The organism is Cognatiyoonia sp. IB215446, assembly GCF_033963825.1.
GTDB lineage: Bacteria > Pseudomonadota > Alphaproteobacteria > Rhodobacterales > Rhodobacteraceae > Yoonia.
On record NZ_JAXBMD010000001.1, the window covers coordinates 849,181 to 874,452 of the forward strand.

Annotated in this window: 27 protein-coding genes; 17 read left to right on the forward strand and 10 right to left on the reverse strand. The window is 58.0% G+C overall.

Annotated elements, in window-relative coordinates; all coding sequences use genetic code 11:
* Window positions 1-19: 19 nt before the first annotated feature.
* The gene (locus tag SLH49_RS04320) at window positions 20-1,420 is read right to left on the reverse strand and encodes a selenium-binding protein SBP56-related protein (protein WP_320267927.1); all 1,401 of its coding nucleotides are present in this window, start codon (window positions 1,418-1,420) and stop codon (window positions 20-22) included.
* 248 nt (window positions 1,421-1,668) lie between these two features.
* Here SLH49_RS04320 and fnrL point away from each other — a divergent pair, with 248 nt between their 5' ends.
* The 3 genes from fnrL (at window position 1,669) to SLH49_RS04335 (ending at window position 4,142) form a co-directional block, all read left to right on the forward strand.
* Window positions 1,669-2,388, forward strand: a complete 720-nt coding sequence (gene fnrL / locus SLH49_RS04325; RefSeq protein ID WP_320267928.1) for a transcriptional regulator FnrL — start codon at window positions 1,669-1,671, stop codon at window positions 2,386-2,388.
* A gap of 229 nt (window positions 2,389-2,617) precedes the next feature.
* Window positions 2,618-3,151: an outer membrane protein gene (locus SLH49_RS04330; protein ID WP_320267929.1), complete on the forward strand. Its 534-nt coding sequence runs from the start codon at window positions 2,618-2,620 to the stop codon at window positions 3,149-3,151.
* Window positions 3,152-3,215: 64 nt separating this feature from the next.
* Window positions 3,216-4,142: an OmpA family protein gene (locus SLH49_RS04335; RefSeq protein WP_320267930.1), complete on the forward strand. Its 927-nt coding sequence runs from the start codon at window positions 3,216-3,218 to the stop codon at window positions 4,140-4,142.
* Between the two features lie 9 nt (window positions 4,143-4,151).
* Here the strand turns inward: SLH49_RS04335 and SLH49_RS04340 are convergent, their stop codons facing one another.
* Both SLH49_RS04340 and SLH49_RS04345 read right to left on the reverse strand, forming a co-directional pair.
* On the reverse strand, window positions 4,152-4,595 hold the full coding sequence (locus SLH49_RS04340) for a universal stress protein (protein ID WP_320267931.1): 444 nt from the start codon (window positions 4,593-4,595) through the stop codon (window positions 4,152-4,154).
* Between the two features lie 104 nt (window positions 4,596-4,699).
* Window positions 4,700-5,533 carry a universal stress protein gene (locus tag SLH49_RS04345; RefSeq protein WP_320267932.1) on the reverse strand — a complete coding sequence of 278 codons (834 nt, stop codon included), beginning with the start codon at window positions 5,531-5,533 and terminating at the stop codon, window positions 4,700-4,702.
* Window positions 5,534-5,754: 221 nt separating this feature from the next.
* On the opposite strand from SLH49_RS04345, the gene ccoN reads away from it, so the two are divergent.
* From ccoN to SLH49_RS04385, 8 genes are all read left to right on the forward strand, one after another.
* Window positions 5,755-7,350: a cytochrome-c oxidase, cbb3-type subunit I gene (gene ccoN, locus SLH49_RS04350; protein ID WP_320267933.1), complete on the forward strand. Its 1,596-nt coding sequence runs from the start codon at window positions 5,755-5,757 to the stop codon at window positions 7,348-7,350.
* Window positions 7,351-7,364: 14 nt separating this feature from the next.
* Window positions 7,365-8,126 (forward strand): cytochrome-c oxidase, cbb3-type subunit II, encoded by a 762-nt coding sequence (ccoO, locus tag SLH49_RS04355; RefSeq protein WP_320238109.1) that lies wholly within the window; start codon window positions 7,365-7,367, stop codon window positions 8,124-8,126.
* 14 nt (window positions 8,127-8,140) lie between these two features.
* A complete protein-coding gene (locus tag SLH49_RS04360; RefSeq protein WP_320267934.1) occupies window positions 8,141-8,332 on the forward strand; it encodes a cbb3-type cytochrome c oxidase subunit 3 in 192 nt (63 codons plus the stop codon).
* Window positions 8,329-9,201: a cytochrome-c oxidase, cbb3-type subunit III gene (ccoP, locus tag SLH49_RS04365; RefSeq protein ID WP_320267935.1), complete on the forward strand. Its 873-nt coding sequence runs from the start codon at window positions 8,329-8,331 to the stop codon at window positions 9,199-9,201. Before SLH49_RS04360 ends, ccoP begins: the two co-directional genes overlap by 4 nt.
* Window positions 9,202-9,410: 209 nt before the next feature.
* Window positions 9,411-10,085 carry a response regulator transcription factor gene (locus SLH49_RS04370; RefSeq protein WP_320267936.1) on the forward strand — a complete coding sequence of 225 codons (675 nt, stop codon included), beginning with the start codon at window positions 9,411-9,413 and terminating at the stop codon, window positions 10,083-10,085.
* Window positions 10,066-11,457, forward strand: coding sequence for a HAMP domain-containing sensor histidine kinase (locus tag SLH49_RS04375; RefSeq protein WP_320267937.1), 1,392 nt, complete (start codon window positions 10,066-10,068; stop codon window positions 11,455-11,457). The genes SLH49_RS04370 and SLH49_RS04375 overlap by 20 nt, the downstream gene beginning before the upstream one ends.
* Window positions 11,458-11,632: 175 nt before the next feature.
* Window positions 11,633-13,633, forward strand: coding sequence for a DUF1800 domain-containing protein (locus tag SLH49_RS04380; RefSeq protein ID WP_320267938.1), 2,001 nt, complete (start codon window positions 11,633-11,635; stop codon window positions 13,631-13,633).
* Between the two features lie 11 nt (window positions 13,634-13,644).
* Entirely contained in the window at window positions 13,645-14,847 is a 1,203-nt protein-coding gene (locus SLH49_RS04385) for a DUF1501 domain-containing protein (RefSeq protein ID WP_320267939.1), read from the forward strand.
* A gap of 11 nt (window positions 14,848-14,858) precedes the next feature.
* On the opposite strand, the gene SLH49_RS04390 is transcribed toward SLH49_RS04385, so the two are convergent.
* Window positions 14,859-15,359, reverse strand: a complete 501-nt coding sequence (locus SLH49_RS04390; protein ID WP_320268514.1) for an Lrp/AsnC family transcriptional regulator — start codon at window positions 15,357-15,359, stop codon at window positions 14,859-14,861.
* A gap of 86 nt (window positions 15,360-15,445) precedes the next feature.
* Window positions 15,446-16,471, reverse strand: coding sequence for a sterol desaturase family protein (locus SLH49_RS04395; RefSeq protein WP_320267940.1), 1,026 nt, complete (start codon window positions 16,469-16,471; stop codon window positions 15,446-15,448).
* A gap of 137 nt (window positions 16,472-16,608) precedes the next feature.
* On the opposite strand from SLH49_RS04395, the gene trxB reads away from it, so the two are divergent.
* The 3 genes from trxB (at window position 16,609) to SLH49_RS04410 (ending at window position 19,939) form a co-directional block, all read left to right on the forward strand.
* Window positions 16,609-17,574 (forward strand): thioredoxin-disulfide reductase, encoded by a 966-nt coding sequence (trxB, locus tag SLH49_RS04400; protein ID WP_320267941.1) that lies wholly within the window; start codon window positions 16,609-16,611, stop codon window positions 17,572-17,574.
* A gap of 3 nt (window positions 17,575-17,577) precedes the next feature.
* Window positions 17,578-18,111, forward strand: a complete 534-nt coding sequence (locus SLH49_RS04405) for an RES family NAD+ phosphorylase (protein ID WP_320267942.1) — start codon at window positions 17,578-17,580, stop codon at window positions 18,109-18,111.
* 118 nt (window positions 18,112-18,229) lie between these two features.
* Entirely contained in the window at window positions 18,230-19,939 is a 1,710-nt protein-coding gene (locus SLH49_RS04410) for a bifunctional sulfate adenylyltransferase/adenylylsulfate kinase (RefSeq protein WP_320267943.1), read from the forward strand.
* A 26-nt stretch (window positions 19,940-19,965) separates the two neighbouring features.
* Here the strand turns inward: SLH49_RS04410 and SLH49_RS04415 are convergent, their stop codons facing one another.
* Together SLH49_RS04415 and SLH49_RS04420 are read right to left on the reverse strand one after the other, a co-directional pair.
* Entirely contained in the window at window positions 19,966-20,190 is a 225-nt protein-coding gene (locus SLH49_RS04415; protein ID WP_320267944.1) for a DUF1150 family protein, read from the reverse strand.
* A gap of 3 nt (window positions 20,191-20,193) precedes the next feature.
* Entirely contained in the window at window positions 20,194-20,607 is a 414-nt protein-coding gene (locus tag SLH49_RS04420; RefSeq protein ID WP_320267945.1) for an Hsp20 family protein, read from the reverse strand.
* Between the two features lie 170 nt (window positions 20,608-20,777).
* Here SLH49_RS04420 and SLH49_RS04425 point away from each other — a divergent pair, with 170 nt between their 5' ends.
* The 3 genes from SLH49_RS04425 (at window position 20,778) to SLH49_RS04435 (ending at window position 22,612) form a co-directional block, all read left to right on the forward strand.
* Window positions 20,778-20,996, forward strand: a complete 219-nt coding sequence (locus SLH49_RS04425) for a YdcH family protein (RefSeq protein ID WP_320267946.1) — start codon at window positions 20,778-20,780, stop codon at window positions 20,994-20,996.
* 61 nt (window positions 20,997-21,057) lie between these two features.
* Window positions 21,058-21,549, forward strand: a complete 492-nt coding sequence (gene purE / locus SLH49_RS04430) for a 5-(carboxyamino)imidazole ribonucleotide mutase (RefSeq protein ID WP_320267947.1) — start codon at window positions 21,058-21,060, stop codon at window positions 21,547-21,549.
* Complete coding sequence (locus SLH49_RS04435) at window positions 21,542-22,612, forward strand: 5-(carboxyamino)imidazole ribonucleotide synthase (protein WP_320267948.1); 1,071 nt, start codon at window positions 21,542-21,544, stop codon at window positions 22,610-22,612. The genes purE and SLH49_RS04435 overlap by 8 nt, the downstream gene beginning before the upstream one ends.
* On the opposite strand, the gene SLH49_RS04440 is transcribed toward SLH49_RS04435, so the two are convergent.
* The 3 genes from SLH49_RS04440 to SLH49_RS04450 all read right to left on the reverse strand — a co-directional run bounded on the left by SLH49_RS04440 (window position 22,613) and on the right by SLH49_RS04450 (window position 25,226).
* Window positions 22,613-23,338, reverse strand: a complete 726-nt coding sequence (locus SLH49_RS04440; protein ID WP_320267949.1) for an alpha/beta fold hydrolase — start codon at window positions 23,336-23,338, stop codon at window positions 22,613-22,615.
* Between the two features lie 53 nt (window positions 23,339-23,391).
* Window positions 23,392-24,228 carry a DMT family transporter gene (locus SLH49_RS04445; protein ID WP_320267950.1) on the reverse strand — a complete coding sequence of 279 codons (837 nt, stop codon included), beginning with the start codon at window positions 24,226-24,228 and terminating at the stop codon, window positions 23,392-23,394.
* A gap of 152 nt (window positions 24,229-24,380) precedes the next feature.
* Complete coding sequence (locus SLH49_RS04450; protein WP_320267951.1) at window positions 24,381-25,226, reverse strand: NAD(P)-dependent oxidoreductase; 846 nt, start codon at window positions 25,224-25,226, stop codon at window positions 24,381-24,383.
* Between the last annotated feature and the right edge of the window lie 46 nt (window positions 25,227-25,272).

Below are 25,272 nucleotides of genomic sequence, written 5' to 3' on the forward strand. Positions count from 1 at the left end.
GGGCATCGTTTCACCTGCATCAGACGTTCGGGTAGCAGAAGCTGTCCGTCGAGCAATCGCCGCCTTCCAGACGGATCTGGTGGCTCCGATAGCCTTCGGGGAACTCGACCCAGAAGTCCTTGTTCAAGGTCAGCCCGCCGTTTTCGCCCACATCGGCGCACACCATCGCGGCACCACGCTCGCCGGGGTAGAACTGATCATCCCATGTGGAATAAAGCGAATTGGTCCAGTAGACCCGCCTTCCATCGCGGCTGATCTCAACCATTTGCGGGCCGTAGCCAAAGGTTTTGCCATTGGGATGCGGGGTCTTCTTGACGATCCCGCCAATCTCGACCTTGCCGGCGAGTTTCGGGTTCATCGGGTCCGAGACATCATATTGATGCATCTCACCCAGCCCCCAGCAAGCGACGTAGAGGAACCGGTCATCAAGGCTCAGGTCGATATCCGTGACCAGCGGCGGGCAGGCACCAAAGCCCTTCAGCAGTTCCGGCAGATCATCCGCATCCGCTGGGACCGGATCGATGGTGATCGTCTTCTTGGCCTGCCACTCGCCATTTTCATCCCGCCACCAGGTAAAGATCGCGCCTTGCAGGTTCGTCGTGTCCACCACAACACCACAGAACCCATACTCCTTGACCGGATCGTGGGCCGGACGAATCTCCAGCGCCATCTGGTGGTTTTCACCCAGATCAATCGACTTTGTGACCTTGCGCGCGCGCAGATCCCAGAAATGGATGTGGTGGCCGTATTTGTTGCTGAGCAGGTCCTCTGGAACGATCCCGTTCTCAAATTGCGGCGGGAGGCCCCATTCGCTGCTGACCATGTAATCGCGCGGCAGGTTCCACCAGAAATCGTAATGCTTGTCCTGAATCCCCCGGTCCATCTCGTACCGGCCGAGTATCTCGAATGTCTCGCAATCCATGATGAAAATGCCGGGTGGGCCATCCGTTCCGTCCTCGCCGCCACCTCCAAGGGTTGAGACATAGATGCCCTCTGGCCCGCAATGGATGGTGTGTGGGCGGGAATAGCCCGTCTTCTCAAACAGCTCCTCCGGTTCGATAATCTTGTGGATCTTGGCCTTCAATGGTTCTTTCACGTCGATGACGTAAATCCGGCTGGACCGGATACCAGGGATGATCAGATAGCGGCGCTCCAGAAATGCATGGCCGGTCAATGGTGACAGGGCCGATGAGCAGGCGTTCCAACCGAAATGATGAAACTCATCACCCTTGTTCGGCATGAACAGGCTATGCACGATCTGCCCGTAGGTGTCAGATGTGGGATCGACGTCGACAACCGCAAGGCCGTCAGGCTGACTGCCATCGGGACTGAGCATAAGGGTGAAAGCCAGCGTCTCTGCCGGTGCCTCCATCGCGATTTTGGCCGTTGGATAGAACGTCGGATCAGGTCTTAGGTTCATGTCAATCTCCTCCCAGATTTGATGAAAATGCCGGTTTGTCGGCTTATTGGGCCTATGGGGCCTTATGCCGAAAATAGTCGGCATCAATTGTCAGACAATTGATTTGACTATGCATGCGACCCCTGCCCACGATCAAGAAAATAATGGAGTGCCAATTTGCCGCCCTCCCGGCGACCGGATTTCGGGTGGAACGTGCCGCATTTTTCAGCGATAGTGAGCGTAGCCAACATTGCCGGGGACCCCATCAGATGACGTTGACCGTCCCAAAAATGTCGTCCTGTTCCGATTGCCCAATTCGGTATAACGCTGTCTGTTCCCGCTGCGACTCCGACGAGTTGGTGCGGCTGGAAGAGATCAAATACTACCGTTCGTATTCTGCAGGGCAGCCGATTTTCTTTGCCGGTGACCCGCTGGAATTCGTGGGGTCAATCGTGTCTGGCGTGGCCAGTCTGACGCGCACGATGCCAGACGGTCGCGTGCAGATGGTCGGACTTCTGCTGCCGGGGGACTTTCTGGGCCGACCGCACCGCAACACTATTGATTGTGATGTCGTTGGTGAGACGGATGTGATGCTGTGCTGCTTTCGCCGCCGTCCTTTTGAGACGCTGATTGACGAGACACCCCATGTGGGTCAGCGCCTGCTCGAGATGACGCTGGATGAGTTGGATGCGGCACGCGAGTGGATGCTGGTGTTGGGGCGTAAGACAGCGCGTGAAAAAATCGCATCTTTACTGCACATGATTGCGACGCGGATGGCGTCGCTCAAGCCCGGCGAGACGGCGCAAACGTCATTCACCCTGCCGATCACGCGCGAGACGATGGCCAATTATCTGGGACTGACGATTGAAACGGTTAGCCGTCAGATGTCTGCACTGAAAAAGGACGGCCTGATCGCCTTCAGCGATCGTCGCGATATCAGTGTTCCCGATCTTCACGCCCTGAAGGCCGAAACGGGCGAAGACGCCTAACCACCAGACGCGCTGAAAAAGAGGCATCCTACCGTGTCAGCACGCGTGGTTTTTGCGTGTGCATGCGTGGTATTTGCCGCGCCCGCACTGGTGCGGTTGCCGTTTTGGTGAAACAGCACGACCCATCCCAAAAGCATTTTTAAGATGGAGATTACGCGTGCTGACGAGAGCCAAGAGTTTTGCCAGACCATTGCTTGCTATGGCAATGCTATCACTTGGAAGCCACACTATGGCAGGTGGGTTATCCACCATTATTGAACCCGCAATCGAAACCCCGTCAGCGACCACTGATGATGTTGATTGGACAGGTCTGTATCTGGGCGGTCAAGCGAGCTTGCCTAAGGTCGACGCACGCAGTCTTGAGCACATTGGCGACGGGATCGCAATGGGTATTCATGGCGGATATCTGCAGGACCTCGGGCAGCTTGTTATTGGTGCTGAAGTTGAGGTGAACCTGACCGCCATCGAAAGCTGGAGCGATGACTTCCCGCTTTCAATCATTGCCGCTGGGCACGTTCGTGCAGGTTACGATCTTGGTAGTTTCTTGCCATATGTCGCTGTCGGCGTCTCGCAGGCACGATTGGCAGGTGATGTCGATGAGACAGATAACGGCACCTTTGCACGCGTGGGCATTGACTATCGCCTGACCGACAACCTCAGCCTTGGTGGGCAATACACCCATTACCGCTACGACGATTTTGCGGGTACGGGCGATGACTTTGACATAAGTGCCACGGGCGCGCGGCTGTCTTTGCATTTCTGACATAATGTCATGACCCGAATCTGTGTTAGCTTGGTGGAAAGCTGAAGCGACAGGTTTGGAAGAGATGATGATGAAAAAGGTTTTGTTGGCAGCTGGCATGGCTGTGATGAGTGCTGGAACTCTCTCGGCACAGGATGTCGAAGGCAGCAGTGATCACCCGTTGATTGGCCGCTTTGAAGGTGCGGCGATCACGGCATATGACCGGCGAGATTTCGACGAATATCTCTTTCCCGTGGCAGAACTTCGCAGCGCGGGTGACGATAGTTTTCAGTCTATAGAAGGGGCGAAGACCAGCATAGCCTATATTCTGCCTTCAGCCGCCTCATTGGTCGAGGTTGAGCGAAACTATGAAATGGCGCTGGGCGAGGCTGGGTTCGAAACCGTTTTTCAGTGTGCAGACGGCACATGTGGGGGCACGGCGCTGGCTTACGAGATCGAGCAATTTCCGCTGCCACGGATGATCGTCGATCCGTTCAACTACCGCTATCTGGGTGTGAAACAGACGGGCGAGACCGGTGAGGTTTATGCCGCGATCCTTTTCAGCGTCGACAATGATGATCGTGTCCGCGTTCAGGTGACCGTGGTTGAGACGGATGAGATCGCGTTCAAGATGGTCGATGCCGCCGCGATGGAGGCGGATGTGCTGGAGACAGGGCGTGTCGCGCTTTACGGTATCCAGTTTGACACGGATGAGGCGACGATCCGCCCTGACAGTGCCGACACACTGGCAGAGATGGCCACGTTTCTGTCGGCCAATCCCGATCTTGCTGTCGTGATTGTTGGCCATACCGATAATCAGGGATCGATGGAATACAATCTGGGCCTCTCCAACCGCCGGGCAGAGGCTGTGAGGGATGCATTGGTGTCGGATTACGGCATCTCAACTGATCGCATGAGCCATGCCGGGGCCGGTTTCCTGGCCCCGGTCGCGACCAACACGACAGCTGCCGGTCGTGCGCTTAACCGTCGAGTCGAGATCATCGCCCGATAGCGCAGGCGCTCAGACCACCGTCAGACAGGCACAGGTCGCGTGGTGCTGGATCTTTTGTGATGTGCTGCCCAGAAACAGGCTTGCAACCGATCCGAGACCGCGCCGGCCCATGACAATCAAATCTGCGTCCTTGTCTTTTGCGACCTTGAGCACCTGTCGCACCGGATCGCCGATATGCATGTCCGTCTCGACTGTGCAGCCTTTTTCCTTGGCCAGTTCCGCCGCTTCGGCGACGATTTTGTTGCCAGTTTCCTCCAACTCGGCGTGGGATGGGGCGGTGAGCAATTCGTGATAACCCACTGGCCCGCCGACGATGAAAGCTGTCGTCTCGGCCTGCGGGGCATGCACGATGATCATCTTTGCATTGCTTGCCGAAGCGATGTCACAGGCGGTTGTAACGGCCTTCTTTGAACACTCGGACCCGTCCACCGCAACCACGATTGTCTTGAACATCTTCCTCCTCCTTCTTTTGGGAAACTGCCGCACGTCCGGGCGCGTCGCCCTATCGACGCGTTGCCAATACACGCTGGCAAATTGCGTTGTCCCGTTGCCGCGCCTTAGCGCGACATCAGGATCGGCCGGTCCGCCAGTTCCAGCAGACTGCGTGTTGCTCCGCCAAAAACCGCCTCGCGCAAGCGCGAGTGCCCGTAAGCGCCGCTAACGATCATCTGCGCGCCGACCTCTTTGGCCCGCCGCAGCAGAATATCGCCCACATGTGGTTCTGTTTTCGCCAAAACGGCTACCTCTGATTTGGTGCCGTGGCGCATTAGATACTGGGCCATGGCTCCGCCAGGATCAGACCGGTCAGCGGCATGTTGGGGCGGATCGATGATGCAGATGTCGGCCTTGTCCGCCTGTTGCAGTAGGGGCAATGCAGCTCTGGCCGCAGCCAGTGCCTCGGCCCCGTCGTTCCAGCCCATCAGGACATGCCCGCCCGCCTCGGGCGCCTTGCACCCCTGCGGGATCATCAAGACAGGGCGCTCTGCCGCAAAGAGGCATGCTTCAACGAGGTTCGCAGCCTCCGGGTTGTTCTGATAGGGGCGCGGCAGAACGACCAGATCGGAAAAACGCAGCTTGCGCGCCAGATACCCGGTCAATGCCGGGCCCTGCACGGTCGCTGCTTCCATTGACCAGCGGATCAACTCGCCATGCATGCGGTCTTCCAGCCAGGCTTCCAATTTTTGCCGCTCGTCAATTGCATCACGCGTTTGTTCGGCAACCATCAGCGCCTCGGCACCAAGATAGTAATTGTTGGTTTCCGTGTGGCTGATGGTCACCACATAGATGTCAAGATGCGCGCCCATTCGATCGGCGAGCGAAATTGCGGCATCGAGGCCTTCGGTGGACTGATCCTTATCCGTCAGTATCGTCGCAATGATCTTGTAAGACATTGGCCCAGCTTTCCCCATATCGGTTCTCACGTTGGGGGCGATTGTTCGCGCAAAACCGCTCCTTGGGATCACTATGGCGCGGTCATGGGGCGCGTGTCTTGATCCATGTCAAATGAAGTCTTGATCCACATCAAGGCGAGAGCCCGGTCGACATTCCATAAGCAAAATCACCAAAGGTCTGTCGCCCCTTTTTTCGGGACGGCGAAGGAAGGGGAACTCTTATGGGGAACTATATCAAGTTGATCGCGCTGGGCTGTGTCGCCCTGTTTGCAGCGATCGGCGCGAATTGGGGGCGCGATACGGCGTATGTCGTGCACGCGATCATCATTCTCGGCGTTTCAGGTTTCATGTTCATCCGGGTCTTGCGCCAGATTGACGAACCCGTCAAAGCCACGCCGGACGGATACATGGATGACGTCATCCGCGCCGGTGTCATCGCCACAGGGTTCTGGGGCGTTGTTGGCTTTCTGGTTGGCGTTGTGATCGCTTTCCAACTTGCGTTCCCGCAGCTGAATTTCGAAGTTCTTCAGCCTTATGGCAACTTTGGTCGTCTGCGTCCGCTGCACACATCAGCGGTCATTTTTGCATTCGGGGGTAACGCCCTGATCATGTCGTCATTCTATATCGTGCAGCGTACCTGTGGCGCGCGGCTTTGGGGCGGTAACCTCGCCTGGTTTGTCTTCTGGGGCTACAACCTGTTCATCGTGCTTGCTGCTACCGGGTATCTGCTTGGGGCCACGCAATCCAAGGAATATGCCGAGCCTGAATGGTATGTGGACCTGTGGCTGACCATCGTTTGGGTCGCCTTCCTCGCCGTCTATCTGGGCACGATCTTCAAGCGCACGGAAAAGCACATCTACGTGGCCAACTGGTTCCTTCTGAGCTTCATCATCACCGTGGCGATGCTACATATCGTCAACAATATCAGCATTCCCGTCTCGATCTGGGGCAGCAAATCGGTGCAGGTCTTCAGCGGCGTGCAGGACGCGATGGTGCAGTGGTGGTACGGGCACAACGCGGTGGGCTTCTTCCTGACCGCCGGGTTCCTGGGCATGATGTACTATTTCGTGCCCAAGCAGGCCGGACGCCCTGTTTTCAGCTACAAGCTGTCGATCATCCACTTCTGGGCGCTGATCTTTCTTTATATCTGGGCGGGTCCACACCACCTGCATTACACCGCTCTCCCCGACTGGGCGTCCACGCTGGGCATGGTCTTTTCGATCATCCTGTGGATGCCCAGCTGGGGCGGTATGATCAACGGCCTGATGACCCTGCAAGGGGCATGGGACAAGCTGCGCACCGACCCGATCATCCGGATGATGGTGATCAGTCTGGCTTTCTACGGCATGTCCACCTTCGAAGGACCAATGATGTCGATCCGCGCGGTCAACAGCCTGTCACATTACACAGACTGGACCATCGGGCACGTGCATTCCGGTGCGCTGGGCTGGAACGGCATGATCACGTTTGCCGCCCTCTACTTCCTGACACCCAAGCTGTGGGGCCGGGCGCAGATGTATTCGCTGTCCGCGATCAACTGGCACTTCTGGCTCGCCACGATTGGCATCATCCTCTACGCGGCCTCGATGTGGGTAACGGGCATCATGGAAGGACTGATGTGGCGTGAAGTCGATGCGAACGGGTTCCTGGTGAACAGCTTTGCCGACACCGTGAGCGCCAAGTTCCCGATGTATGTCGTGCGCGGCCTCGGCGGGGTGCTCTACCTCACCGGTGCGCTGATCATGGCCTGGAACATGTACATGACCATCCGGGGAGGCCAGCGCGTGGCCGCACCGGTTGGCGTACCTGCAGAGTAAAGGAGGGCTGAGACATGTCTGACACAACACCAAACAGCGGCCCTGCCAAAGGTATCCTTGGTAAACACGCGATCCTGGAACGCAGCCCGACATTGCTACTGGTCTCGTCCCTACTGGTGGTGACGGTGGGCGGGATCGTGGAAATCGCACCCCTTTTCTGGCTCGAAAACACGATTGAAGAGGTCGAAGGGGTGCGACCCTATTCCCCGCTCGAACTGGCGGGACGCGAGGTCTATATCCGCGAAGGCTGCTATGTCTGCCACAGCCAGATGATCCGCCCGATGCGGGATGAGGTTGAGCGGTATGGGCATTATTCGCTCGCAGCCGAGTCGATGTATGACCATCCGTTCCAATGGGGGTCGAAGCGCACGGGGCCAGACCTCGCGCGGGTCGGCGGCAAATATTCGGATGACTGGCATGTGGATCACCTGATCAAACCGCAATCGGTTGTGCCGGAATCGATCATGCCGGGCTATGCCTACCTGCTCGATAACCCGGTGAACGCCGAATACACCGCCGATCTTGTGCGCACGCATCGTTTCGTCGGCGTGCCGTACACCGAGGAAATGATCGAGGTCGCGGCGGCCGACGTTCTGGCGCAGGCCGATCCGGATACGGACGCCTATGACGATCTGCTGGAGCGTTATCCCGGTGCGCAAATCCGTAACTTTGATGGTGAACCTGGTGTGTCCGAAATGGATGCCTTGATCGCCTATATGCAGATGCTGGGCACGACGGTCGATTTCTCGACCTTTACGCCAGATGCAAGCCGCTAAGGAGGGGAAGACCCATGGAAAACGCATCTCTCCTCTCGCAGATGGCTGACAACTGGATGCTTCTGGCGATGTTCACGCTCTTTATTGGGGCGATCCTCTGGGCAATCCGCCCCGGTAGCCGCGCCGTGCATCAAGAGACCGCCATCATCCCTTTCCGTAACGAGGACCACCCCGGTTCATCCGAAATCGAGGAGCTGCAATCATGAGCAGCCATGAAGACAAAGAAATCGACGACATCACAGGCATCGACACGACAGGTCATGCCTGGGACGGGATCAAGGAACTCAACAATCCGCTCCCGCGCTGGTGGCTCTGGTGCTTTTACCTGACCATCATCTGGGGCATCGGCTACACGATTGCCTTTCCCGCATGGCCGTTGATCAACTCTGCCACGTCCGGCATGCTGGGCTATTCGACACGGGGTGAAGTCGCCGCCGACATCGCGCGCTTTGAAGAGGCCAATGCCGAGATCAACGCGCAATTGGCAAGCGCTGATCTCAACACTCTGTCCGAGATGCCGGACCTGCAGCGTTTCGCATCGTCCAAGGGCGCCGCGGTGTTCCGCAACAATTGTTCGCAATGTCACGGATCGGGTGCTGCCGGTGCCGTGGGCTACCCTAACCTTCTGGATGATGACTGGCTGTGGGGCGGTGATTTCGAGAATATCGAATATACGATCCGCCACGGCATTCGGAACGAAGAGGATTGGGATGCGCGCTATTCCGAGATGACCGCCTATGACGAGATCTTCACCAATGAAGAGGTAGATGCCTCGGTGCAGTATGTCTTGCAGATCTCCGGGCAAGAGCATGACGCCGAACTGGCTGCAATGGGTGAAGGTCTGTTCCTCGACAATTGTGCTGCCTGCCACGGCGACAATGGGATGGGCAATTACGACCTTGGTGCGCCCAACTTGACTGATGCCATCTGGCTCTATGGCGGCGACGCGGAAGCGCTCGAAGAAACGGTACGCTACGCGCGCTTTGGCGTGATGCCCCCATGGGGTGAGCGCCTGACCGAGGCCGAGGTCAAAGCGGTGACGGCCTATGTCCACCAGCTTGGTGGCGGTGAATAGAGTAACTGAGGTCACGCGGCCCCGACCGTCTGTTCGCGCATAGGTGGGGCTTTCGTGAAGGGGAGGGCATCTGCAATGGCGGGTGCCCTTCTTTGATGGGCACTATGTCAGTGTCGTTTTGACCCGCTGATGTGGTGAAAGGTCGCTAGTTGCGAAAGGCATCTGACGCGGTAGATTACACGGGTCCCGGCGAAAGTGGCATCCGCGTAATGAATGTTCTGATCATTGAAGATGACACCGAAACCGGGAGTTACCTGCAAAGGGGTCTGCGTGAGGCGGGGTGGGATGTGGTCTGGCACGACACGCCACAAGCCGCGATGCTCACATTATCGGGGCGTACCTTCGACGCCATCGTGCTTGACCGGATGCTGCCGGGCATGGATGGGGTTGATGCCCTGCGCCTAATGCGCGGGGCCAATATCACGACACCCGTCCTGATGCTGACCGCCCGCACGCGCATCGCTGACCGGGTTGAGGGGCTGGAGGCAGGGGCGGATGATTACCTGATCAAGCCCTTTGCCCTGTCCGAACTTATGGCCCGCCTCAAGATCATCGCACGACGTCCGCAACAGCGGGTCAAGACCGAGACGCTTGCGCTACATGACCTGACCATGGACCGCTTGCAGCGTGTGGTGCATCGCGGTGACGTGGCCCTGGATCTTTCGCCGCTTGAATACCGACTGCTGGAATGCCTCATGCTGCATCCCGGTCAGGTGATGACGCGCACGATCCTGCTGGAACAGGTCTGGGGCTATCGCTTTGACCCCAAAACGAGCCTCGTCCAGACCCATATGAGCCGTCTGCGCGCCAAGGTAGACAAGCCATTTGACGTGGAACTGATCCGCACGGTCAGGGGGGCTGGCTATGTCATCGACGCCCCATAGCATCCTGCGCTCAACGGTCTTTGGGCGCGTGATCTGGGCCTGCGCAGGCTTTGTGATCATCGCGCTGGTTCTTTTGTGGAGCATCAGCGGTGCGCTTGTCTGGCACATGGACGCGCAACAGCGCGCAAGCATCTTGGACAGCATCGCTTATGCACAAGAGGTCTATTATGGCCGAGGGTCCGAAGCGCTGATCGATGAAGAGATTGTGGAAGACGGGGAACCCCTATGGGATGATGATCTGATCTACGAGGTTCTGGAACATGAGGCACAATTGGTCGTCCTGCGCGATGTCGATTACGAACCCGTCGCTGGATTCCCTGGCCTTTTCGCCGATGTCGGGTGGCAGGTCACCTATCTGGATCACCCCGAAATTGATGAGCCTGTGCGCGCCCATCTGGCGCTGCTGCGCGGGGGTGAGACGATCACAATCGGGGAGTTTTTGCCGGAAGGACGTGCGGCAACGTTGGAATTCGCGATGGCAATGTCATTTGCTTTGGTGCTGATCGTGCTGCCCCTGTCGCTTTTCACCGGCTATCTGCTCAGCCGCTCGGTCTTCAATCGCATCGAAGGCATATCACAGACCGCCGCTGCCGTTGCCGCAGGGCAGATCAACAGCCGGGCCCCTGAATCGGACCGCTATGATGAGTTTGATCGGCTTGCGGGCGGGATCAACCGCATGCTCGACCGGCTGGAGGCGCTGAACGCCAATATCGAGGCGGTGTCGGTCGGCGTCGCCCATGACCTGCGCACCCCGCTGACCAATATCGGCGGGCGACTAGAACTGATCAGCCGCAACCGCAATGACCCGGAGGCGGTTGAGGCGCATCTGACAGCAGCCGAGGACTATCTTGCCCAGATACTGCGGATATTCGACGCGCTTTTACGTCTGGGCGAGGTTGAGGCCGGGCAACGTGAGGCCGCTTTTGAGGACGTCGATCTCTCACAAATGACGCGCGACATGGCCGAGGCCTATGCGCCCATTTTCGAGGATGCCAACAAGTCCTTTCAAGCGAACATCGATGATGGTGCGATGATCGCTGGCGACCGCGAATTGCTGGAGCAACTGCTGGCGAACCTGCTGGAAAATGCGGTGGAGCATACCCGCGACGCGGCACAAGTGACGCTCTCGCTGCAGGTCGACGGCAAAAGCATTGTCGTGACGGTTGCCGATGACGGCCCCGGTATCTCGCCCGCAAACCGGGGACGGATTTTTGAGCGGTTCTATCGCGCGGATGCCAGCCGCTCGACGAAAGGCAATGGATTGGGGCTGAGCCTCGTGAAGGCCATCGCCGATCTGCATGGCGCCACGATCAGCCTGGATGCCGAGGTGCAAGGCGCGGTTTTCAAACTGGTCTTCCCGCGCCGAGACTAAAGTTTACGGTTTTGTATGAAACCGGGGCGCCAGATGTAACCAGCGTCCCTCTCGGGCCATGTTAGCCTTCCATCGCATAATCAGATGAGGTGGGATGATGCGAAGTTTCTTTACCGTTTTTGCGATAGTTTCCACGACCGTTTGCGGGGGATCGGCTTTGGCAGGACCGGACGCAATGACCGCTGCAGAGGCACGCCACCTCATCAGCCGCACCGGCTTTGGCGCAGCCCCGCATGAGATCACGGCTTTCATGGGCCAATCCTACGAAGAAGGTGTGGACCGTATTCTTGCTGGTTTGCAGTCGGAACCGGACACGCCTATGCCGGGCTGGGTCGATATGTGGCCATATCCGCAAGACCTGATCTGGCAATTGGGGCAGACCCAAAGTGAACTCTACTTCACCAATCGCTGGCTTGAGATTGAGGAACTCAGCGCCTGGTGGATGGCCGAGATGGTGGCAACGCCGTCGCCCCTGACCGAGAGGCTGGTGCTGTTCTGGCATGACCATTTCGCGACCTCTTTTGACCAGACCGAGAACTCCCAGTGGATGGCCAATCAGAACAGGTTCTTTCGCGAAAATGCGGCCGGGAACTTTGCCGATCTCGCCCACGGCATTCTGCGGGACCCGGCGATGCTGGACTACCTCAGCAACGTGGAAAACGTGGTTGATGCGCCAAACGAAAACCTAGCCCGCGAGTTTCTGGAACTTTTTACCTTGGGCGAAAATCGCGGCTATGATCAGGCGGACGTGCGGGCCGCGGCCCGCGCGCTGACAGGACAGACCATCGCTGAACATGGCGCGCCGGTGCATGCGTTCTACGAAGAGATGCATGATGGCGGTGTCAAAACGCTGTTCGGGCGAAAGGGCCGCTTCGGGGCGACGGATCTGGCGGATCTTGCCCTCGCACACCCGGAATTTGGCCCCTTCATCGTTGAAAAGCTGTGGCTTAGCTTCGTCTCCGACCAACCCGACCCGGCAGAGGTGGACCGGCTTGTCGCGCTTTGGCGCGCGCATGATCTGGAACTCAAACCGCTTCTACGCGGGCTTTTGACCAGTGATGCGTTCTGGGACCCCGCCAATCGCGGGCGTTTGGTCAAAAGCCCTGTTGAACTGATCGTTGGAACCGTGCGCTCGCTGGGTCTGCCGGTCGATGACGCGCGCAACCTTGTCTGGGCCGCCGGTGATGTCGGCCAAACCTTGTTCATGCCGCCGAATGTCGGCGGCTGGCCGCAAGGTGTCGGGTGGATCAACGATGCCAGTGCCTCTGGCCGGGCCACGATGCTGACCTATCTCTTGGAAGACGGAGAGGATGCAGCAGATTTCACGTCAACCCCAATGATGATGGCCCTTCCGCAACCACTCCCTGCCGCGACCGGACCCGACGATCTGCGTGTTGGCCAAACCTTTGTGACTTACGTCGAAGAGGAAGACGACACGCTGAGCGCCGAGATCATCCTTTATGATCTGGGTTTTCAGGGCGAGACTTGGCGTTCGCTGACACTTTGGCTGGCCCATGACCGTGATGAGGATTTCACTGGCCTTTACATCAATGTAGCGGATTGCGTCTCGAGCTGCCTGCGTTCAGCACCAAAAAGCGAAGACGACCCGGATTGGGTCATATTTGAGACATGGGATGGTTTTCTCGATGCGCATTCCCCGTTGAAGCCCCACGATGCCGCATTGATCCGGGCAATCACGCAGCACTTGCCAGCGCTTGTGCAAACAACATCGGCCCATGCGGTATGGCGGCCTGACGCGGATGAAGACTGGATGCCACCAGAGATTGACGGCCTGATCGCGGCAAGCGAAGTGCTCGCCACAAAGTCCGCGAACATGCTGGGCAGGGCGGAGATGGCGTTGGCTTTGGTGCCCAGCCATCCCAATGTTCTGGGCCTTTCCGGGCTCGATGCGGTGCGCGACCTTGATGACATCGACGATTATGTCGAGGCGCGCGAAGATGCCGTGGGCTATGCGGCCATTCCGCAAGTCGTGTACCCAACGACGCGCGATTGGATAAGCGCCCTGCCGGGCACCAATATGGAGAGCAAACGGGTTAGCCAGACCCTTCTTGCAGTACCGCAACAGGCGCAGGGCGTGCGTCATGAAGTTATTGTGCGCGACCCGGAGGCCTTGCTGCGTCGCCTGATCCTCTCTCCCGAATACCAGGTCAATTAAGGAGCATCGTTATGAAACGCCTCTCCCCCTCGCGCCGTCAATTGCTGTCTGCCCTGGGCAGCACGGCGGCTACGCTGCCGCTCTTGTCGCTGCCGGGTTTTGTCAGGGCGGCGGGGCAAACGCCGCCGCAAGGAAACATCTTGGTACTGATCGAACTTGCGGGCGGCAATGACGGGCTGAATACCGTCGTGCCCATCTCCGATCCCCGCTATCGCGACTTACGCCCCGAGATCGGGTTGGCGGCGCGAGACTTGCTGTCGCTGGATACCGATACCGGCCTGCACCCATCGCTGCGCAGCATCGCCGATCTCTGGGACAGGGGTGAGTTGCAGATCATCGAAGGCGTCGGATACCCGAACCCCAACCGGTCCCACTTCCGGTCAATCGAGATCTGGAATGCGGGGCAGGGGGCGGAAGCGAAAACACAACAAGGCTGGGTTTCCTCTGCTTTTGCCGCTGGCATGGGTGCCGCCGATACAAGTGACGCGGCCGGCCTTGTGCTGGGTGGAGAGATGGGCCCGCTGAACGGCGATGGTCGTTTTTCGGCCATGCGTGATAGCGAGACGTTTCTCGAAACGCTTTCGTACCTGCAAGCGCGGCCACATGCCGTGCGTCCGGATCGCGCGATCTCGCCGCTCGACCACGTGCTTGCGACCTATGATAGCGCGCAAGTCACCGGCGATGCGATTAAGGCCAAGCTTGAAGCAACGCGCGAGAAGCGTTGGGATTTTCCTTACAGCGAGATTGGTGAACAATTGCGCACGGCGGCCCGCCTGCTGGATGCTGGCGTTCAGGTTCCTGTGCTGAAGGTGGTCCAAGACGGATACGATACGCACGAAGCACAGCCTGAGAGACACAGCTATCTGCTGGAAGAGCTTGCCGGGGCGATTGACGCATTTGCCACCGTGCTGCACGACATGGGGCTTTGGGATCAGGTGACCATCGTTACCTATTCGGAGTTTGGCCGCACCGCGCGCGAGAATGCGTCAGGCGGCACGGACCATGGCACGGCGGCGCCCGTGTTTGTGGCGGGCGGTGCCGTGGCTGGTGGTTTGGCGGGCGAACGGCCCAGCCTTGATCGGCTGGAGGATCGCGAGATGATCTTTACCACTGATTATCGGCGCATCTACGGGGCGATTCTGAATGATCTTTGGGGGATCAACCACGCAGAATTCAACCGGATTGGTCCGCGCCCGGCGTTGCTCCGCCGCTGACCCCCGGGGGGTCAGGCCTCTTGCGCCAAGCGCGCTTCCAGCACGTCAAATGGCACGCCCGGCTCATCCTTGGAGCCGCGGATCACAAGTGAGGTCTTCACCGAGGCCACATTGTCAGCACTCGTCAGTTCCTCCGTCAGGAAGCGCTGAAATGTGCGCAAATCCGGAGCCACACACTTGAGGATAAAATCCACCTCGCCATTGAGCATGTGACATTCGCGCACAAGGGGCCAGCCTTTACACAGGTTTTCAAACGCCGACAGATCCACCTCGGCCTGACTGACAAGGCCGACCATCGCAAAGACCTGCACTTCAAAGCCGAGTTCGCGCGCATTCACATCGGCATGATAGCCCTGAATAAATCCCTGATCCTCAAGCGTGCGCACACGACGCAGGCACGGTGGGGCCGAGATGCCGACACGTTTGGCCAATTCGACATTCGTCATGCGCCCGTCGGCCTGTAATTCGGCCAATATCATGCGGTCGATTTCGTCAAGTTTCGTGCCTGGCATCATCTGTTCCCCAATTCTTTTGCAAATACTACGCAGGCACTTCCTAATGCGCAATATTGTTTCGTATCAGGGTAACAAAATAAGCTCTATCCGTCTTTGGCGATGGGTGCAGGCAGGGGCTGAGAGGGTTCTGGTTGGGCGTCTGCACCACCGTTCGGATCAAAGGTCGTACCTTTTGCGACTTCCTCCCAAACCTCCCCAAATGGTCCTAACAGTGCATCTCGCAGGTTGTTGTAGGGTTGGTCGATCAATTCGCCTTTTCCGTTTGCGATGCCGTATATCACATCTTCCTTGCCGTGCGTTATATAGAGCGTCCCAAACATCCAATCCCAAAGCGCAAAGACCTCACCAAAGTTCTTGTCGTGGTGAATAGGTGCTGTTGAGTGATGGATTTGGTGTTGGGCAGGCGAGATCAGGATATGCTCCATAATCGGACCGTAGCTCACCCAGATGTGGCTGTGCCGCAGATGCGCGCCGAAGAAGACGTAGATGCTCCACGCATAGATCCCGATATACACCGTGGCCGCATTGATCTGACCAACCAGCACGAACAGAACGATGGCCTGAACGATCCCGACAAGGACCGAAATAATTGTCATTTGCACTGCCATGCTGACGGGGTGCATCCGCATGAATGTGATGGGCGTCATCACCTCGGCTGAGTGGTGAACCGCATGAAATGGCCAAAGGAAACGATATTTATGGTGAATGTAGTGGCTGCAATACCGACAAAAATCTTTAGTCAAAAACAGGACGACGCCCGCGAAGATGCTGCGCACGAGCGTTTGTTCCGTCGCGGTATGACCACTAATGTCCATCAGCATGCCGTGCGCTGTGAGCGTTACCCAGGGAAGGATGACCAGAGCGGCAATCGCGCCAGTGGCTAGGAAGAACGTATTGAAGGCCGCGAGTTTGATATCAAGCCAGGTTGATTTGTGGAGATACACCTCTTTTGGAAACAGAAAGCTGAGAAAGCGCGTTTCCTTGTCCGTGCGAAAGTACCAAACCAGCCAAGCAATGATTGCAGTGCTAGCCAGATAAATCGGCGACAGCAGGTACTCGACCGTGAAGGTTCCCCAGAAATCTGGAAAGATCCTTTGAAACCACTCCATGACAGACACCCTCTGTTTGCCGCCAGCGGCCCCTTCAACGATCTTACATAATGTGACGATAAGGTTTGCCCAATGGCTTTTCCATGTCATTTTCAAGGACTATGTTGCACCACCGATTCTGCGAAAAGGCTGCCCCCATGTCCACCACCCGTCATACCAAAGTGCTCATCATCGGCTCAGGCCCGGCGGGCTACAGCGCGGGTGTCTATGCCGCGCGCGCCATGCTGGAACCTGTTCTGGTGCAGGGTATTGAGCCGGGTGGCCAGTTGACCACGACGACCGAGGTCGAAAACTGGCCTGGCGATACCGAAGTGCAGGGCCCTGACCTGATGGTCCGGATGGAGGCACATGCGCGCGCGATGGGATGTGATGTTGTGGGCGATATCATCACCTCGCTTGATCTGCAGAACCGCCCCTTCACGGCGCAATCGGACAGCGGCACCGTTTACACCGCAGACGCCGTCATTCTGTGCACGGGTGCGCGCGCGAAGTGGCTCGGGCTGCCGACCGAGGATAAGTTCAAGGGCTTCGGCGTCAGCGCCTGCGCGACATGCGACGGGTTCTTCTACCGCGGGCAGGAGATTGCTGTTGTTGGCGGCGGCAATACGGCTGTGGAAGAGGCGCTGTTTCTAACCAACTTCGCCTCGAAGGTCACCTTGATCCACCGCCGCGACGAGCTGCGGGCCGAAAAAATCCTGCAAAACAGGCTGTTCCAGAACCCAAAAATTGAGCCACTTTGGTTTCATGAGGTCGATGAGGTTTACGGCGCAGACAGCCCGCTGGGTGTCGAAGGTGTGCGCGTGAAGCATACCAAGACAGGTGAAATCACCGAGATCCCAGCCAAGGGTGTGTTCATTGCCATCGGGCACGCACCTGCCTCAGAACTCGTCAAGGACCAGCTTGAGACGCATCATGGCGGTTATGTAAAGGTCGAGCCCGGCACCACACGCACGGCCATCCCCGGTGTTTTCGCCGCCGGGGATTTGACGGATCACGTTTACCGTCAGGCCGTTACCAGTGCTGGCATGGGATGCATGGCCGCGCTGGATGCTGAAAAGTACCTGGCTGAGCTGGAAGCCGCGCCTGCCGCCGCAGCGGAATAGGGCGTGTCAGATCAGCATCTTCTGACACTCACTGGAATTTACTACCGGATGAAGGCCGCAGCTGAAGCGGCTCGGATTCTTGCGCCGGCACATGCGCCAGAGGGACGGTTTCATCGGGATGGCCAGCGCGCGCTCTATCTTTCGGACACGCCGCAGGGCTGTGTTGTCGCGACAGCGCGCTACACCGATGCAAATACACCCTCCCGTGGTATCTTTCCGCTGCGTGTGTGCGATGCGCGGGTTGTGGATTTGCGTGATGATGTGGCCACGGCTGCCTTGGGCATCGACACGACGCATCGTGCGATTGAGTGGCAAAACCTGCGCGCCAAGGGGGTGCCGTCACCAACATGGGATTTGGCTGATCGGGTGCGGGATTTGGGATTGGACGGGATGCTCTATGCCTCGCGAACCGACCCAACCAAAACGCATCTTACACTCTTTCGCTGGAACGAGGCCGGGACCGATGCGGTGGTCGCGCAAGCAGGGGCATACATCGCTGTTTCAAACCTGTCCCCCGATGCGCGGTTACGGCGGTAAGTCCTCCCCCATGCGCGGAAATTTTCAGGTTGCGGTCCTTTTTTGTAGGGATCGCTAGACATTCGCTGCATCACGGGTCTATCAGCCACTCGAAGTGATTTTATGAATTGAGTTGAGAATGGCCCAGGACCTCGCCCCGATCCCCGAACTCTATGTGTCTTACGACAGCGCACAGAAGCTGAAGCTGGAAGCGGCAGAGCTGATCAGCCACGATCTGACGCCACGTCAGATCTGCGATCTGGAGCTTTTGATGAATGGCGGATTCTTTCCGCTGAAAGGGTTTCTGTCAGAGGCGGATTACACGAGCGTTGTTGACAATATGCGCTTGGCTGACGGTACGCTGTGGCCAATGCCGGTCACGCTCGATGTCAGCCCGGACTTTGCCGAGACCGTTGCGATGGGGCAGGACATTGCACTGCGCGATCAGGAAGGTGTGATCCTCGCGACCATGACGGTCACAGACAAATGGACGCCCGACAAATCCCATGAAGCGAAGCAGGTTTTTGGCGCGGATGATCAGGCCCATCCGGCGGTCAACTACCTGCACAATAAGGCTGGATCTGTCTATCTGGGCGGGCCTATCACCGGCATTCAGCAACCGGTGCACTATGACTTTCGCGCGCGCCGCGATACGCCCAATGAGTTACGCGCCTATTTCCGCAAACTGGGCTGGCGCAAGGTTGTGGCCTTCCAAACGCGCAACCCGCTCCACCGCGCGCATCAGGAACTGACATTCCGCGCCGCGAAGGAGGCGCAGGCAAACCTGTTGATCCATCCGGTCGTGGGCATGACCAAGCCCGGTGATATCGACCATTTCACGCGGGTGCGCTGTTATGAAGCGGTGCTGGACCAGTATCCGTCGTCAACCACCACGATGTCGCTCCTGAACCTCGCTATGCGCATGGCTGGTCCTCGCGAGGCGGTCTGGCATGGTCTTATTCGAAAGAACCATGGCTGCACCCATATGATCGTCGGGCGCGATCATGCGGGGCCGGGCAAGAACAGTCAGGGCGAGGATTTCTATGGCCCCTACGATGCGCAGGACCTGTTTCGTAAGCATCAGGAAGAAATGGGCATCGAAATGGTCGATTTTAAGCACATGGTCTATGTGCAAGATCGGGCTCAATACGAACCTGCGGATGAAATCCACGATAAGGACGATGTCACGATCCTGAATATCTCCGGCACAGAGCTGCGGCGCCGTTTGGCCGAAGGTCTGGAAATCCCCGAATGGTTTTCGTTCCCCGCTGTCGTTGCGGAACTGCGCAAGACCCGGCCCCCGCGCGCGGAACAGGGCTTTACCGTTTTCTTCACGGGCTTTTCCGGTTCGGGCAAGTCCACCATCGCCAACGCGCTGATGGTCAAGTTGATGGAGATGGGCGGGCGGCCCGTGACTTTGCTTGACGGGGACATCGTGCGCAAGAACCTGTCGTCAGAGCTTGGGTTCAGCAAGGAACATCGCGATCTGAATATTCGTCGGATCGGCTATGTCGCCTCTGAGATCACCAAGAACGGTGGTATCGCCATCTGCGCGCCAATTGCGCCCTACGCGACTACCCGCCGTGCGGTGCGCGAAGACATTGAGCAGTTTGGCGCGTTCATTGAGATCCATGTTGCCACGTCCATCGAGGAATGCGAACGGCGCGACCGCAAGGGCCTCTACAAGCTCGCGCGCGCTGGCAAGATCAAGGAGTTCACAGGGATTTCAGACCCTTATGACGTGCCAGAGAACCCTGAGCTGCGGTTGGAAACCGAAAGCGTGCCTGTCGACAACTGTGCCCATCAGGTGATCCTAAAACTGGAAAGCCTCGGCCTGATCAAGGCGTAAGGTGGGCTGATGTCACCTTACTTTGCCTAGTGTACTGTCACCGGCTGCATCTGGTTCTCGCGCGCCAGATGAAAGGCCAGTTTGCGATTGGCGACGAGGGCCAATTGCTCACCCTCCGCGTTGTGTACGGCGAACAATTCCTCAAGGTCACCAACCTCGTCCTGCACTTCTAGGGGCAGGTCAGATACCTGGACGGGTTTGACGTAGACGATGTCCTGACCAAGTGTTTTAAGATCAATCTTCGTGTTCATACGTTACCCTTTCTTAATGTTTATTGTTTGCACGATCCGTTCCGGCACAGCGCGGGTCAGGTCCACATGCAGAAGGCCGTTTTCCATCAGCGCCTCACCCACGTCTACACCTTCCGCCAAGACGAATGAGCGCTGGAATTGACGTGCCGCAATCCCGCGATGCAGGAAGATGCGGCCTTCGCTATCATCTTGTTGCCGCCCCCGGATGACCAGAGAACTGTCTTCAACAGTGATTGACAGATCGCCTTCGGAAAACCCGGCCACGGCAAGCGTAATGCGGTACGAATTCTCGGACGTTTGTTCGATATTGTAGGGTGGGTAGCCGTCGTTCCCGCTTTTCGCGGTCCGCTCAACGAGGCGTTCAAGCTGCTCAAAACCCAACAGGAACGGATGCGTTCCCAAAGCCAATTTCGTCATAAGACATGCCCTTCTTGATAAGCGACTGTCGATTTTGGCCCCGTTTCGGCGACCATCAGTGAAAAATATGGGGCGTTCAGGTGGCTTGATCAAGAGGAAGTATTAGGAACTTGTCGCTAAAGCCCCTATTTATAGTGATATCAAAGTGACCAGAAGCGAGCGCGCCGCAGATGAACAAATCCGCGAGAATGGAACAGGAAGATGTCCTTCGTGTGAAGTTGGAGGTTTTGCGCCGTGAGCACCGAGATCTGGACGAGGCGATTGACGCCCTGCACGACCGTGGCTCTGCCGATATGCTGACGATCAAACGGCTGAAGAAGCAGAAGCTGGTATTGAAGGACCGGATCGTGGCACTTGAGGATCGGTTGTTGCCGGACATTATTGCCTAAGGCGTTGCAGCCCGCCCGCGCGCGGCTATAGTGCCGCTTCATTTTTGAAGTGGACATGCGCATGACGAAATCCCCGCCGGTTGGCATCATTATGGGCAGCCAATCCGATTGGCCCACAATGCGGGAAGCGGCAGATATTCTGCAGGAACTCGGCGTTGATTACGAGAGCCGGATCGTATCCGCCCATCGCACGCCTGACAGATTGTGGGATTACGGCAAGACGGCTGTTGCGCGAGGCTTGCAGGTTATCATCGCAGGTGCGGGCGGGGCGGCGCATCTGCCGGGCATGATAGCGTCAAAAACGCGTATCCCTGTCATTGGTGTCCCAGTGCAAACCAAGGCGCTGGCGGGTGTCGACAGCCTTTATTCCATCCTGCAGATGCCGCGCGGTTATCCGGTGGCCACAATGGCGATTGGCGCGGCGGGGGCCAAGAACGCGGGACTGATGGCCGTTGGCATATTGGCACTAGAGGATGGCGATGTGGCCGCCCGGCTTGACGCGTGGCGCGCGGCACTATCGGCCTCAATCCCGGATGTTCCGCAAGATGACTGAGCCTTTGCCCGTCGGGGCGACGATCGGGATTCTGGGCGGGGGTCAATTGGGCCGCATGCTGTCAGTCGCGGCATCGCGTCTGGGGCTGAAGACGCATATCTTTGAACCGAGCGCGAATTCCTCGGCGGCAGATTTGGCCCATAGCGTCACAACGGCCAGCTACGACGACACTGGCGCGCTGACCGCGTTCGGTCAAACGGTCGACGTGATCACCTATGAGTTTGAAAACATCCCCACCAGCGCCCTTGATCTTTTGGAGGATTTGGCCTCCATCCATCCGGGCCGCCGCGCGCTTGCTACCAGTCAGGATCGGCTGACAGAGAAAGCATTCTTGCAGGATCTGGGTCTGCAAACCGCACCCTTTGCTGATGTGGTATCGCTGGATGACATGAACCGCGCACTTGAGGAGATCGGAACCCCGGCGATCCTGAAGACCCGCAGGTTGGGTTATGACGGCAAGGGGCAGGCGCGGATCATGTCCCCGACAGATGCGGAGGTAGCCTTCTCCGCCATGGCCGGGGCACCTGCAATCCTCGAAGGTTTTGTCGAGTTCAGCCACGAGATCTCGGTGATCGGCGCGCGCAATGCGGATGGTGAAGTTGCGTGCTACGATCCCGGCGAAAACGTGCACAAGGATGGCATCCTGCGGACCACCACCGTGCCCGCGAAGTTATCCGCAGCGCAGCGGACCGATGCGGTGCTGATCGCGGCCAAGATCCTCAACGCGCTCGACTATGTGGGTGTGATGGGGGTGGAGCTGTTTGTGACCCCCAGGGGCCTGATCGTGAACGAGATCGCCCCGCGTGTGCACAATTCCGGCCATTGGACGCAGAATGGCTGCACGATCTGCCAGTTTGAGCAGCATATCCGCGCCGTTGCTGGCTGGCCCTTGGGCGACGGTAGCCGACACGCTGATGTGGTGATGGAGAACCTGATCGGCGACGATATCGACCGCATACCTGACACTGCGGGCAGCGACGCGGCTATTCATCTGTACGGTAAAGCTGAGGCTCGCCCGGGCCGCAAGATGGGGCATGTCAACCGGATCATCCGGCCCGCCTGATCAATCGGTATCAAAGATGACGTCGAGCAGCGTTAGTCCATGATTGAACTGCCCATCCCGCAGAAACAAGAGGGTTTCCTGGATCACCAGCGGGTTGTTCATCATGAAAGTGTGCGTGACAGGTAGGACAATGAAGTCCTGCATCCCCTCAAGCCGGGCGGATGCCACCGACACTTTGCCGTCATCAGGCCCTTCGATCAGGCTGGAATAGAAGGGGTTCAGTGTCCGATCGCCTGCGATAATGCCAATCTCATATGGGATGTTTTCAAGCGAGTTGGGCAGGCTGTCCGCATCGGTACTGAGCTGCAGCCCCGCAGGCCCGTTCACCCATTGAAACGGTTCCAGATCGCCAAAAAGATCAACGAGTTCCGACCCGCTATTGGGCGGCCCAAGCATGACCACGCGCCCCATCTGTTCGGGCCGATTGTTGGTTAGCCATGCGCGAACCAGAATGCCGCCCATGGAATGGGTGACGAAATTGACGCGCCTGTCGCCGCAGGCTGCCACATCCTCGGCTACGTGCTGATCCACCAGCTCTTGAATTGTGGCACTTGTCGATGGATAGCCGCGGTTGATCACCTTGTAGCCCTCGGTTTCCAGAACCAATTGCATTGGCGTCAGCGAAATCTCACTACGGGCAAGGCCATGAAACAGGACAACGCATTCATCGGCTGCCGCTGGGGCGGCGGCAAAAAGCGACAGAATGAGCGTTTGCAAAAGCTTCATGTATCAGGATTTAGCATCGGTTTGTGACGGCAAAAGACCCTTTCCAAAAGAACCTAACGTCGCGGAATGAGCGATATGGCAATTCCGCCCAGCACCAGCATGCCAGCAAAGATCAGCCGCGGCGTGAGCGCTTCGCCCAGTAACAGAACACCGCCAGCAACGGCGATGACAGGCACGCTGAGTTGTGCGATGCCCGCGACTGTCGTGGCGAGATCGGGCAGCACCCGATACCACAGTGCATAACCCAGCCCGGATGTGATCGCACCCGCTGCAATCGCCGCAATGACGCCGCCAAGGCTCAGGTTGTGATCCCCTGCAATCAGCAGGGTCAGTGCGACAAGCGGAAGACACAACAGAAAGTTACTGGCCGTCGCACCCAATGCATCAGCCTCCGCCCGTCCCAGAAGTGTGTAGGCGGCCCAAGCGACGCCTGCCGCAACCATCGCGAGCGCACCGAAAAAAGGGACAGCGGCAGAGCCTGTGGGCCACAGCAAAACGACCAATCCAATCAATGCGATCACGGCCCCGATCCAGCGATAGATGGGAATGGGCTGGCCCGTGATCACTGCCCAACCAAAGACAACTACTTGCAGCACGCCAAAAAGGATCAATGCGCCCAGCCCGGCATCCAGTGTCAGATAGGCCCAGGAGAAACCAATCATATAGATGCCAAGCGCCAGTGCACCCGCGATACGTTTTGTGGCAAATAGCTGAGGTTTGGCCTGACTGCGCATGACCACCAGCCCCCACAGCATCGCAGCACCAGCGCCCGTGCGTATGACGGCAAAATCAAAGGGATCCATGCCGTAACTTGCAACGCCCACACGGTTGAGGAGCGAATTCGACGCGAACGCGGTCATCGTCAGCGCGACAAGAAGGAAAAGCCGCATTCTAGGGCTGACCAGCGGTGTGATGCTGATGAGCGGATTGAGATTTCACGCATTGCTCCTGAACCAATTCAGCGTCCAGATAAGCGGCCTCTGACCCCTGTTTGCAAGAACGATGACGCAAAAATGACCATGCCTTGCAGGGCCAAAACCGCTCATCCATTGTCATAAGCGAAGGGGACCATCACGGCAGGGTCGGCGTCTGCGTGGCCCGCGGCAACGACCGCGCGTTGTTGCTTGCCAGCGATTTCCAGAATGGGCGCGTCGAGACCGAATGAGCGGACAACGCGCAGAAAGACATCGTTGTCCTTCGCGACGGCTGACATGGCAAAACCGACGCTTTGGTCCTCTCCCAAGATCTTTGGCAAGCGGTCCGCAATCATCGGCATGCCCGCAGGGCCGCTCGACAGGATCCGCATGGCGGTTTCCATGGGTAATCCCGCGCGTTTCGCCAAAGGCATCATGTCGTTCAGCCCAGCGAAATAGGCCTGGATCATCCCGTTATTGATCACCTTCATGACAAGCCCTGCGCCAAGCGGCCCCACATGGAAGACGCGGTTCGAGATGGCGGCAAGCGTTGCCTGCGCGCGTTCAGCAGCGTCCTCTGTCCCGCCAATGAAGATCCCGCAAGAGCCTGCGAGGACAAGCTCCGGCCCGCCCGAGATCGGGGCATCGACAGCCGTGGCACCTTTGGCGGCTATGGCTTCATTTCGGGTCTTGAGGATATCTGGGATCACTGTGCTTGTGTCGATGATGTGCTTGCTTGCCAGATCGCAATCCAGAAGCTGATCGAGCACCGAAGCAACGGCCGCGCCGTCGAGCAGGCTAAGGATCAGCGTGTCACTGACAGCGACCAGAGCGGCGATATCCTTGACGCTTTCTATGTCCTCAACAGCGCGACCGCTGCGGGTCCAGCCATGGACGTCATAGCCCTCTGTAGCGAAACGCCGGGCCATGGCGCTGCCCATCCGGCCCAATCCGATGATGCCGATGCGGTTCATGTGATCCTCCGTCTTGTCTCGGCGGAGTTGATACCGGATCGGCAGA